The 10,530-nt window shown below is 66.1% G+C and carries 10 protein-coding genes and 1 pseudogene; 8 read left to right on the forward strand and 3 right to left on the reverse strand.

Features of this window, described 5'->3' with window-relative positions; translation table 11 throughout:
- The 5 genes and pseudogenes from IRT45_RS35285 to nrdF all read left to right on the forward strand — a co-directional run.
- Window positions 1-908, forward strand: a pseudogene (locus IRT45_RS35285) (ribonucleotide-diphosphate reductase subunit alpha); the annotation flags it as partial.
- Between the two features lie 34 nt (window positions 909-942).
- Window positions 943-1,707 (forward strand): NUMOD3 domain-containing DNA-binding protein, encoded by a 765-nt coding sequence (locus tag IRT45_RS35290; RefSeq protein ID WP_194810097.1) that lies wholly within the window; start codon window positions 943-945, stop codon window positions 1,705-1,707.
- 440 nt (window positions 1,708-2,147) lie between these two features.
- Window positions 2,148-3,746, forward strand: a complete 1,599-nt coding sequence (gene mgtE, locus IRT45_RS35295; RefSeq protein ID WP_228535950.1) for a magnesium transporter — start codon at window positions 2,148-2,150, stop codon at window positions 3,744-3,746.
- Between the two features lie 375 nt (window positions 3,747-4,121).
- Complete coding sequence (locus tag IRT45_RS35300) at window positions 4,122-4,790, forward strand: alpha/beta fold hydrolase (protein WP_194810098.1); 669 nt, start codon at window positions 4,122-4,124, stop codon at window positions 4,788-4,790.
- A 747-nt stretch (window positions 4,791-5,537) separates the two neighbouring features.
- Window positions 5,538-6,500, forward strand: a complete 963-nt coding sequence (gene nrdF / locus IRT45_RS35305) for a class 1b ribonucleoside-diphosphate reductase subunit beta (protein WP_194810099.1) — start codon at window positions 5,538-5,540, stop codon at window positions 6,498-6,500.
- Window positions 6,501-6,605: 105 nt separating this feature from the next.
- On the opposite strand, the gene IRT45_RS35310 is transcribed toward nrdF, so the two are convergent.
- Window positions 6,606-7,052 carry a MarR family winged helix-turn-helix transcriptional regulator gene (locus tag IRT45_RS35310; protein WP_194810100.1) on the reverse strand — a complete coding sequence of 149 codons (447 nt, stop codon included), beginning with the start codon at window positions 7,050-7,052 and terminating at the stop codon, window positions 6,606-6,608.
- Window positions 7,053-7,108: 56 nt separating this feature from the next.
- On the opposite strand from IRT45_RS35310, the gene IRT45_RS35315 reads away from it, so the two are divergent.
- Window positions 7,109-7,483: a VOC family protein gene (locus IRT45_RS35315; RefSeq protein ID WP_194810101.1), complete on the forward strand. Its 375-nt coding sequence runs from the start codon at window positions 7,109-7,111 to the stop codon at window positions 7,481-7,483.
- A 275-nt stretch (window positions 7,484-7,758) separates the two neighbouring features.
- Here the strand turns inward: IRT45_RS35315 and IRT45_RS35320 are convergent, their stop codons facing one another.
- Entirely contained in the window at window positions 7,759-8,340 is a 582-nt protein-coding gene (locus tag IRT45_RS35320) for an AAA family ATPase (RefSeq protein ID WP_194810102.1), read from the reverse strand.
- A 78-nt stretch (window positions 8,341-8,418) separates the two neighbouring features.
- Between IRT45_RS35320 and IRT45_RS35325 the strand changes: the two genes are divergently transcribed.
- Window positions 8,419-8,907, forward strand: a complete 489-nt coding sequence (locus IRT45_RS35325) for a hypothetical protein (RefSeq protein ID WP_194810103.1) — start codon at window positions 8,419-8,421, stop codon at window positions 8,905-8,907.
- A gap of 76 nt (window positions 8,908-8,983) precedes the next feature.
- On the opposite strand, the gene IRT45_RS35330 is transcribed toward IRT45_RS35325, so the two are convergent.
- Window positions 8,984-10,060, reverse strand: a complete 1,077-nt coding sequence (locus IRT45_RS35330) for an iron-siderophore ABC transporter substrate-binding protein (RefSeq protein WP_194810104.1) — start codon at window positions 10,058-10,060, stop codon at window positions 8,984-8,986.
- Between the two features lie 199 nt (window positions 10,061-10,259).
- On the opposite strand from IRT45_RS35330, the gene IRT45_RS35335 reads away from it, so the two are divergent.
- Window positions 10,260-10,530, forward strand: a 271-nt coding sequence (locus tag IRT45_RS35335) for a cbb3-type cytochrome c oxidase subunit I (RefSeq protein WP_194810105.1), incomplete at its 3' end; no start/stop codon positions are given.

The following is a 10,530-nucleotide window of genomic DNA, read 5'->3' on the forward strand; positions in this document are numbered from 1 at the left end:
TCTCCTGCAACCTGGGCTCGCTCAATATCGCCAAGGCCATGGACTCACCGGATTTCGGGCAGACCATCGAGGTCGCGATCCGGGCGCTGACGGCGGTCTCGGATCAGACCCACATCTATTCGGTGCCTTCGATCGAACAGGGCAACAACGAGTCCCACGCGATCGGCCTGGGCCAGATGAACCTGCACGGGTATCTGGCGCGCGAACGGGTCCACTACGGATCCGAAGAAGGTGTGGATTTCACCAATATCTACTTCTACACCGTCGCCTACCACGCGGTGCGGGCGTCCAACAAGCTCGCCATCGAGCGTGGCACGGCCTTCGGCGGTTTCCCGGAATCGAAGTACGCCAGCGGCGAGTACTTCGACAAGTACACCGAACAGGTATGGGAGCCGAAGACCGACCGCGTGCGGGAGATCTTCGCCGAAGCGGGCGTGCACATCCCGACCCAGGAGGACTGGCGGGAGCTGAAGGCTTCGGTCATGGAGCACGGCATCTACAACCAGAACCTGCAGGCGGTGCCGCCGACCGGGTCGATCTCCTACATCAACCACTCCACCAGCTCGATTCACCCGGTGGCGTCGAAGATCGAGATCCGCAAGGAAGGCAAGATCGGCCGCGTCTACTACCCGGCCCCCTACCTGACCAACGACAATCTCGACTACTTCGCCGACGCCTACGACATCGGCTACGAGAAGATCATCGACACCTACGCCGCGGCCACCCAGCATGTGGACCAGGGCCTGTCGCTGACCCTGTTCTTCAAGGACAGCGCCACCACCCGCGACGTCAACAAGGCCCAGATCTACGCCTGGCGCAAGGGAATCAAGACCCTGTACTACATCCGCATCCGCCAAATGGCTTTGGAGGGGACGGCCGTGGAGGGTTGTGTCAGCTGTATGTTGTGATTTTTCGGTGAAACGAACTCGGCGCGGGGGCCCGATGAAAAAGGCACGTTACGGTGTAATTTATGGAGTCCGTCTCCGTGCCGAGTTCGATTATCGGTATATCGGCTTGACCACGCAGTCGGAGAATGTGCGGCTCCGCAAACACTTTCAGGTCGCCCGCTCGGGGCGGAAGACTCCCTTCTACGACTGGCTGCGCAAACAAAATCCCGATGACGTAATCGCGGACGTGCTCGATTGGGTTTACGGATTGAAGAATCTGGGCCGCGCGGAAATTGATTGGATTGCGTATCTGCGCAGAGAAGGTCAGCCGCTACTCAACCTGGCCGATGGTGGACTGGGGCCGACAGGTGTGGTCTGGACTGCGGAAATGCGGGAGGCGGCGCGGATCCGCTCGACTGGCCGTCCCGGCGTGAGTAGGTTCGGCGAGGACGCTCCCTTTTACGGGCATACCCACTCGGCCGCGCAGCGAGCAAAATGGTCGGCCGAACGCAAAGGTACATACCGGGGCGAGGCCAATCCCAACTTCGGTAAATTCGGCGCAGCGCACCCGCGGTTCGGCCATGCGATGCCGGAAGAATCGCGTCGGCGTCTCTCAGAGATGCGAATGGGTGCGGGAAATCCGAACTTCGGGCGGACGGCCAGCGACGAGACTCGGGCGCAGATGTCCGCCGCCCGAAAGGGACGACCGATGCCCTCGAGCAGGCGCAATGCCCATACGCGACATCACACGAACAAGGGTGTCTTCAAGGAGACATGTCGATATTGCGTCGAGGATGCGGCCGAAACGAAGGACGAGTGAGGAAGGCGGCGGCCGTCGTGGACGAAAAATGTCTGCTCTCTGAGCCGATGCGCCACGGAGGCCGGACTGCCGACCTGCTCACGTTCGGTGACCGCGCTCGGCCACCATTGATCACCCCTTCGCTCGGTGCATGCGCAAAACCGAAGTCTCGTGGTTCGGCGCGGCGGCGGTTGGGGGTGTAGCCTGCATGCGGGCGCTGTGCGTCCGGGTGATGACCAGGCGATGATGCAGGTCATCGGGTGCCGGGTGGGCATCCGAAATTCTCTGACGGTGAAGTGCTGGCGATGAGGAGGTGGGTGGCTGTGCGTAGCGAACCCCCGAGTCGAAGGCCGCGCGGCGCCGTCCTCCTGTTCTGCCGGTAGAGCTTTCGGTGGCGAGGTCGGTGCCTCGCGGTGTGATCCGTGATCCCGTACCCACTCGCAGTATGCCGAGGTTCTGTCATGTCGACCGATCTGTTCTTTGCCGCGCCCGCACGCCCTGATGTCCCGGATGAGGGACGTGCGGCTACCCCTACGCAGGCCGGGCTGTACCACGCCGGAGTCGAGGCCGGTCGAACGTCTGCGGGCGAAAAACGCGCCACCGAAACGGGTGCGAACGAAACGAGTGCCGCCGACGCGAGCGGCTACCACGCTGCCGGCGCCGATTCGAGCTCCGCCGACACGTCGGTCCGCAGTGCCACCGCCGAAACGACTGTCGCCGAACAGCATTCGGATCACATCTCGCTTCGCGACCTCATCGACGCCCGCCGCGTCGACGCCGCGCTGAACTGGCTGGACGACCATGCCCCGCATCGGATCGCCGACGAGCTCGCGCGTATGGACGCCGTGCACGCCGGCATCGCGTTCCGGCTGCTCGACAAGGACCGGGCGCTGGCGGTGTTCGAGGAGCTCGAGCCGGTCGACCAGCAGCAGATCCTGTCCGGAATGCGCGATCAGAGCTTCCGGGAACTGGTCGAAGGCATGGACCCCGACGACCGGGCCCGGATGCTGCGCGAGGCCCCCGCGACGGTCGCGAAGAAGGTACTGGCCGGGCTGAGCCCGCGCGAACGTCGGATGACCGCGGCGCTGCTCGGCTACCCCGAGGGTTCGGTCGGGCGCTATATGACGCCGGAAGTCGTTGCGCTGCACTGTGATCTGACCGTCGAACAGGCGCTGCGGGTGGTGCGCGCCAAAGGCGCCCATGCCGAGACCGTGTACACCCTGCCGGTGGTGGACGGCGGTCGCCGGCTCACCGGCGTGGTCGAGATGCGTGAACTCGTCCTCAGCGATCCCGGCACGATGCTGACCGAACTCGTCGTCACCGCACCGGTTTTCGCCCGCGCGACCGATGCCGCGGAGAAGGCGGCGCGGCTCATGCGCGAGACCAACCTGATCAACCTGCCGGTCGTCGACAGTGAGGATCGGCTGGTCGGACTGCTGACCATCGACGACGCGGTCGAGGTCATCGAGGCCGCCGACAGCGAGGATGTGGCACGGCAGGCCGGTGCCAGCCCCTGGTCCGGGCACTATATGGCCGCCGGTGTGTTCCAGCTGGCCCGCTACCGCGCGATGTGGTTGCTGTTGCTGCTGGTCGCGGCCACCCTGACGGTCACGGTCACCGACGCGTTCGAGGCGACGCTGGCCCAGGCCGCGCATCTGGCGCTGTTCATTCCGCTGCTGATCGGCGCGGGCGGCAATGCCGGTGCGCAGGCGGCGACCTCGTGCGTGCGGGCCTTGGCCGTCGGCGAGGTGCGGGTGTCGGATCTGCTGAAGGTCATCTGGCGCGAATGCCGGGTCGGACTGGTGCTGGGCTCGATGCTCGCGGTGGTCGGCATGGTCATCGGCGCGGCGTTCGTCGGCGCGCAGATCGCGCTGGTCGTCGGCATCACCCTGGTGATCATCTGCGGCTGGGCCGCGACCATCGGCGGCACGATGCCGTTGCTGGCCAAGAAATTACGCATCGACCCGGCGGTCATCTCGGCGCCCATGGTGACGACGCTGGTCGACGCGACCGGGCTGATCATCTACTTCACGACCGCGAAGCTCGTACTGGGGATCTGAGCCGGGACTGCGGGCGACCGCCGGCAGCCCGGGAGGCGCGCATCGGGGGCGCCACCCATACCGTCGACCCCGCAGGCCGGCGCGCAATCCGCAGACCCGGCGGCCGGGCGATGCTCGGCGGGTGGCGACCCGTCGCCCCGGCGTTGTCGCACGAGCGATGCCGGGCGTATCGAGCGAGCGAGATATTGCGAAACCACCTCGGCGGCAACGCGTTACGGTCGACTCCTGTCCGGTCGGGCGAGGTTGGCGGTGAACAGGTAGCGAATGGCCTTCTATCGGTAGCAAGCCACGCCCCCTGCCGGTGACACTGTCTCCACGCGAAGTGATCGAGGTAGCGTGCCTCGACTCCGCGGCTGGAGAAAGTGGGAAAAGCGCATGGGGACATACGTTTTGGTGCCGGGCGGCTGGAAGGGTTCCTGGGCGTTCGAGGCGGTGGTTCCGCTCCTGGAGCAAGCCGGTCACACCGTCCACGCCCTGACCCTGACCGGTCTGCGGCCGGACGACGACGCCGCGACGGTCGCGACGACCAACCTCGACACCCACGCCGACGACGTCGTGGGATTCCTCGACCGCGCCCGCCTCGCGGACGTGACACTGGTCGGTCACAGCTACGGCGGCATGGTGATCGCCGCTGCGGCCGACCGCGCCGGCGGCCGGATCTCGCGCCTGGTACATCTCGACGCGTACGTCCCCCGCGACGGCGAATCGTGCTGGTCGGCGATGAACGACTACTTCCGGCAGGTGATCGCGGACGGCGCCACGACCACCGGCTACGCCGTGCGCCCACCCGGCGACGGCGATCCGCGCCGCCGCCCTCACCCACTCGCCTCGTTCATGCAAACAGTCCGGCTCACAGGCGCATTCGCCCAAGTCCCGCGCCGGGAGTTCGTCTACTGCTCGGGATGGGAGGACCGCACGCCCTTCGCGGGACTGCGTACCCGACTGCAAGCGGATCCCGAGTGGCAGGTGCACGATCTCCCCACCGGCCACGACGCCATGCACGAGGCGCCCGAGACCGTCGCGGAACTGCTGCTCAGCGCGTGATGTGTGCCGAACTTCCCGGTCCGGGGCGCGAGGACACCAGGACCGGTTCCGAACGGCATCCGCTCGTGGCGGGGATGACGGGGAGCTTTCCGTGTCAGGTCAGTCGTAGAAGGCCGGCATCGGTGGCTCCGAAACCGCACGTCTCGCGATAGAAGCTGCAGGTGAGGTTCGAAATCGACGTGGAGCCACGAATCCGACGAGTCGCTCACCGACGAACGCGCCGACCCATGACCGGCTGTGCCGTTCCAGCCGCGCCTGCCAGGGCACCACTGTCCGGTCACCGCCGAAGGCGTCCGCGTGCAGCCGCGAGACGGCCTCGTCGTCGACAGCGAAACGTATGCGGAGATCTGGGTTCACAAGCATCCTCTCGGCGCGGGTGGGCGCGATGAACCGGGTGCGTCATCACGGCGGGAACGACTGTGCGGTAGGGCGAACTTTTCGTGCAAACCTCCGCGAAACCCCGTTCGGCCTCATCGATGCCCGCGGAACGTGTCGGTCTGCGCTGAGCGGCCGGCAACGTCCCGGGCAAACTCTCGGCATCATTGCTGCGGTCGCGGCGGCGGCAGTAGCCTGTGCATCGCGCGCTCGTCATTCGCTCTCGGCCGCGGTGTGGAACTTCCCACCCCGGAACGCATTTGCCCAGGACATGGGAGACACAAGTCCTTGTGCTGTGCTGAGCGGAGGCCCACTAGGAGTAGTGTCCGAGCGTACAATGACCGGCGAAGCGGGAAGGGTGAGTGAGCGGGCGTGAAGCTGATCGATCGAGTGTCTGCGATCAACTGGAATCGGGTGCCCGACGAGAAGGATGCCGAGGTCTGGGACCGGCTCGTCGGCAACTTCTGGTTGCCGGAGAAGGTTCCGGTGTCCAACGACATTCCGTCGTGGGCCACGCTGAACGCGCACGAGAAGCAGTTGACCATGCGCGTGTTCACGGGTCTGACCCTGCTGGACACCATTCAGGGCACGGTCGGTGCGGTGAGCCTGATTCCGGATGCGCGGACCCCGCACGAAGAGGCGGTGCTGACCAATATCGCGTTCATGGAGTCGGTGCACGCCAAGAGCTACAGCTCCATCTTCTCCACGCTGTGCTCCACCCGTGAGATCGACGACGCCTTCCGCTGGTCGGAGGAGAACCCGAATCTGCAGCGCAAGGCCGAGATCGTGCTCGAGTATTACCGGGGCGACGAGCCGCTCAAGCGCAAGGTGGCCTCCACGCTGCTGGAGAGCTTCCTGTTCTACTCCGGTTTCTACCTGCCGATGTACTGGTCCTCGCGCGCCAAGCTCACCAACACCGCCGACCTGATCCGCCTGATCATCCGCGACGAGGCCGTGCACGGCTACTACATCGGCTACAAGTATCAGAAGGGTCTCGAGGATCTCACTCAGCCCGAGCGCGACGAGCTCAAGAACTACACCTTCGAGTTGCTGTTCGAGCTGTACGAGAACGAGGTCGAATACACCCAGGACCTCTACGACGAGGTCGGCCTCACCGAGGACGTCAAGAAGTTCCTGCGCTACAACGCCAACAAGGCGCTGATGAACCTCGGCTACGAGGGGCTGTTCCCGCGCGACGAGACCGACGTCAACCCGGCGATCCTCTCGGCACTGTCCCCGAATGCCGACGAGAACCACGACTTCTTCTCCGGCTCCGGTTCCAGCTACGTCATCGGTAAGGCGGTCAACACCGAAGACGAGGACTGGGAGTTCTGAGTTTCTCTCTCACGTGACGAACCCGGGCGTATCGCATTGCGTACGTCCGGGTTTCGTGTTGGTGGGAGGCTCCGTGTGCCGGCCGATCGGGCAGGAGGGAGCCGTTCAGTGCTTCGTCGGATCGAGAGCTTCCGCGCATCTGGTCAGGTCTCGGTGCAGGCGTTCTGTGTCGCCTGCGGGCAGGGCCGCGATCATTCGGCCTTCGACCTCGGCGACGACGTGGCTGGCGCGGGTGAGAAGCCGAGCGCCCTCGTCGGTGAGCCGGGTCGGTAACGCCCGCCCGTGCGGTGCGGCGGACGGACGGGCGAGAAGTCCGCGATCCTCGAGTCCTTGCAGCACCGTATGCATGGACTGGCGTGTGACGAACGCGCCGCGGGCCAGCTCCGCGGCGGACAGGCCCGGTCGTTGCCCCAGCAATTCGAGGCAGGCGTATTGCGGCACGCTCAGGCCCATCGGCCGCAGAGCCGTATCCATGGCGCCGCGCAGGGCCGCCGCGGCCTGCTTGAGGGCGTAACCGACGGACGAATCGAGATCCACTCGCTCTTGCGTCATGTCAGGATTCTGACATATCCTTCTATGTCAGAACCCTGACATAGAAGGAGGAACTCATGTCTGCTGTCACCGGACCGGATTTCATCGCTCTGCAGGTCCGCGATGTGGATACGGCGGCCGCGTTCTACGAAACGCATCTCGGACTGCGCCGGACTCCCGCGAGCCCGCCCGGCGCGGTCGTATTCGACACCGCCCCGGTATCTTTCGCGGTCCGGGCGCCGCTGCCCGGCGTCGATCTCGATGCCGTCGCGCCGCATCCGGGTGCCGGTGTCGCGCTGTGGCTGCATGCCGCCGACGCGCAGCAAGTGCACGATCGGCTGGCCGCCGCCGGAATCTCGATCCTCGCCGAACCTGTGGACGGACCTTTCGGCCGAACCTTCACCTTCGCCGACCCCGACGGATATGCCGTCACCATCCACGACCGCGCCTAGGTGGGCGAGGTCCCGGGCTGCGTTGCCGCACTTCCGGGAGAGTCCGGTGGCGAGCGCTCCGGATCGCATCCGGTGTCGGGTCGGCGAATCGGGCAGGCGAGATTCGACGCTAATCCGTCCCGATGTGCTACCCGCGGTGTCGGCGGCACCGCCGACACCGGAGCGCTCATTGCTCACCCAGCCCGGGGCTATGCCTGTGCCGCCACCGATATGACCGCCTCGGTAGACCGCACCGCCCGGCCGGGCGTCCGCACGATGGTGAAGTCCGGCAACGATCAATGGGATTGGGGTAGGGAGGGATTCGACGCTGGTTGGGGGTGCGCGTCGTCGGTTGCTCGCTCGATCCGTTCGATCAGATCGGGGTAGTCGACCGGGGCGGTCGTATCGACGATGACGATCGGAGCGAGGTGTAAGGGTGTCGCCTGTTCGGCCCAGATGTCCCACTGTGTAGTCAGGCGCTCGCTGTCGTGGAAGAAATCGGCGCGACACCGCTGTGTGTAGCGGGCCTTCGCTACGTGCGCCGGGACGTGGCACCAGACTTCGACGGCCCGGTCCGCACCGACCTTCTCGATACCGGCGCGGGCGAATTCCCGGTCTCGCGGTGCGAACCACCAGGAATCGATGACGACCGAGGTGGGAATCGTCCGTGCCAGCGACCACACCGCGTCCATCGCGATACCACCCAGATCCGGAAGGCCGGCCGGGTCCTCGACGCAGGTCGCCAGCGCCTCCTTGACCATGTCCTTCGAAAGGAACCGGGCGCCCGATACCTGCGCCAGCGCCTGGCCGACGGTGGATTTGCCGGCACCCGGAAGACCGTTGACCAGGACGAGAAGTTTGCCCACCCGTCCCATCATGACGTGACCGGAGCCGGTATGCCCGGCTATGTGGTGGGTCGGGTGTCGATCGGGCCGACCGCTCGGTATCATTCGAATATGTGTTCGAGTTCCGGTGAGGGTGTGCCGTCGGCGCGGGCGGCCGAGGGGTTCTCCGGCCGGGCGCCGCAACGGCTTCCGGAGGGGGTTCCGCGGACCGAGGGAACAGAACCGCAGCTGCAGTATCCGAACGAGGCCGGCTATTACTACCGGGTGCTCGTACAGCCGCCGAAACCGGTGTGGGTGCGATTGGACGCGATTCTCATCCGCGATCCGGGCGCGCCCCGGCACGTCAACGGGGCCGGGCTGGATATGACAGGGGAGCGGCCGGGGACGCTGACGCACTGGGTGCCCTCGTTCAGCGGGGAATGGCTGGGGCGGGTGAACTTCTCGGTCTGTTATGCGGACGGCAGGGCGCCGTTGCATCTCACCGATCAGCTCGTGCCGGCGTACGCCCTGCGGCCGCGCGCGGCGAGCGACGATCCGCGCCGGCCGTCGAGCGAGGCTGCCGTCGACCGATCGACGGGTTCCCAGCCGCGATCGGGGTGAATTTTTCGTGCAAACCTCGGCGGTGAGGGCCGAAAACGCGCAATCGTCGCGCGGTGTGCACGAATAGTTCGGTAGGTCAGTCGGTGACGTACCCGTTCAGCGTCTTGCGCAGGTCGTCGAGGATCGCCCGCGCCGCGGTGAGCCCGGAACCGTGCCAGAGATCGTCCTCGACGGCGAAATCGCGTTTGTCGACGATCGCGCCGAGCTTTTTCCAGTCGTCGCTCTTCATCACTGATTCGCCGTGGCTCTTACCGTCGGGGCCGTCGAACATCAGATAGATGATGTCGCCCTCGATCTTGTTGCGGTCGCTTTCGGTGGCGAGGCTGTCCACCGTGAACGAGCGATCGCGCTGGGCGCCCGGGCGCTGCACGCCGGCGTCGGCGAGTACCTGTCCCGCGAACGTGTCGGCGCCCTGGATCTGAATATCCTTGGGAGAGAAGCGGATCACCGACGCCTGCGACAGGTTGGCGGCGATCGAGGCCCCGGTTTCGCGGGCGTCCGTGCGGTAGTCCGCGAGCGCCTTCGCGCCGGCCGAACCACGGCCCAGAGCCTCGGCGTAGGCGGTGAAATCGTCCTGCCAGCCGCGATGGTCGATCAGCACGGTCGGGGCGATCCCGCGCAGCGCGGCGAGATCCCCGTCACCCGCGGCGCCGAGAATCAGATCCGGTTGCAGCGCGGAGATTTTGGCCGTGTCCACCGCGCCCGAGGTCCCCACACTCGGGATCTTCAGGACACCGGTACCCAGATAGTTCGGCTGCGGCGCCGGTCCGGCCGTGGTGGTCGCACCGACGACCCGCTCCCACAGGCCCACCGCGCAGACCGCGTCGAGTGCCGCGGTATCCAGCACGACAATGCGTTTCGGATCCGCGGATACCTGGGTCCCGGCCACCGTGTGGGTGCCCGAGGCTTGGTCGGGGGCGCTGGGCAGGGCGCAGGCGCGGGTGGTGTCGCGCTCGATGCCGACCACGCTCGCGCCGGCGATATTGGTGGTGGTCCGGACGATCGAACTCGACGCGTCGTCGCCCCCGGTGCCGCAGCCGGTGACCAGGACGGCCACGGCGCCCACGGCCGCACCACCGAGCGCGAGCCGGCGCGCACTGGTGCGCTTGCGGGTCTTGGGCTTTCGGGTGGAGACGCGTTCGCTCACCGGCATGCAGCGTAGGGTACATGCGCCCATGCGCAGGGTCGGTGCGGCACCGTCCGCGCGGCGAATACGACACAGAGTAGGACCCCGTCGGACGCGTGTGACGCCACGGTTTACGATGCCTCTAGCGCAAGCCACCGTCGTTTCGTCATGCGCCGGAACGCACGAGCGTGCGAAACGAGCAGAAGGCACACCTTCAGGAGGATCAGTGACTGCTGTAGAGCCCCAGCCAGTCCCCAAGCTGGAAGCGACACGGCCGTATCCGGCACGACTGGGCCCGAAGGGTTCGTTCATCTACAAGGCCGTCACCACCACGGACCCGAAGGTCCTCGGTGTGATGTACCTGGTGACCGCGATGTCGTTCTTCATGATCGGCGGTCTGATGGCCCTGCTGATGCGTGGTGAGCTCGCTCGTCCGGGTCTGCAGTTCCTGTCGCCGGAGCAGTTCAACCAGCTGTTCACCATGCACGGCACGATCA

This window comes from Nocardia sp. BSTN01 (assembly GCF_015354405.1).
GTDB lineage: Bacteria > Actinomycetota > Actinomycetes > Mycobacteriales > Mycobacteriaceae > Nocardia.

Bases quoted from the DNA above. Each gene is read 5' to 3' on its own strand.
- IRT45_RS35320 (WP_194810102.1), bottom strand. From the start codon at position 8,340: ATGATGGGACGGGTGGGCAAACTTCTCGTCCTGGTCAACGGTCTTCCG.
- IRT45_RS35310 (WP_194810100.1), bottom strand. From the start codon at position 7,052: ATGACGCAAGAGCGAGTGGATCTCGATTCGTCCGTCGGTTACGCCCTC.
- IRT45_RS35315 (WP_194810101.1), top strand. From the start codon at position 7,109: ATGTCTGCTGTCACCGGACCGGATTTCATCGCTCTGCAGGTCCGCGAT.
- IRT45_RS35290 (WP_194810097.1), top strand. From the start codon at position 943: ATGAAAAAGGCACGTTACGGTGTAATTTATGGAGTCCGTCTCCGTGCC.
- IRT45_RS35325 (WP_194810103.1), top strand. From the start codon at position 8,419: ATGTGTTCGAGTTCCGGTGAGGGTGTGCCGTCGGCGCGGGCGGCCGAG.
- mgtE (WP_228535950.1), top strand. From the start codon at position 2,148: ATGTCGACCGATCTGTTCTTTGCCGCGCCCGCACGCCCTGATGTCCCG.
- IRT45_RS35330 (WP_194810104.1), bottom strand. From the start codon at position 10,060: ATGCCGGTGAGCGAACGCGTCTCCACCCGAAAGCCCAAGACCCGCAAG.
- IRT45_RS35300 (WP_194810098.1), top strand. From the start codon at position 4,122: ATGGGGACATACGTTTTGGTGCCGGGCGGCTGGAAGGGTTCCTGGGCG.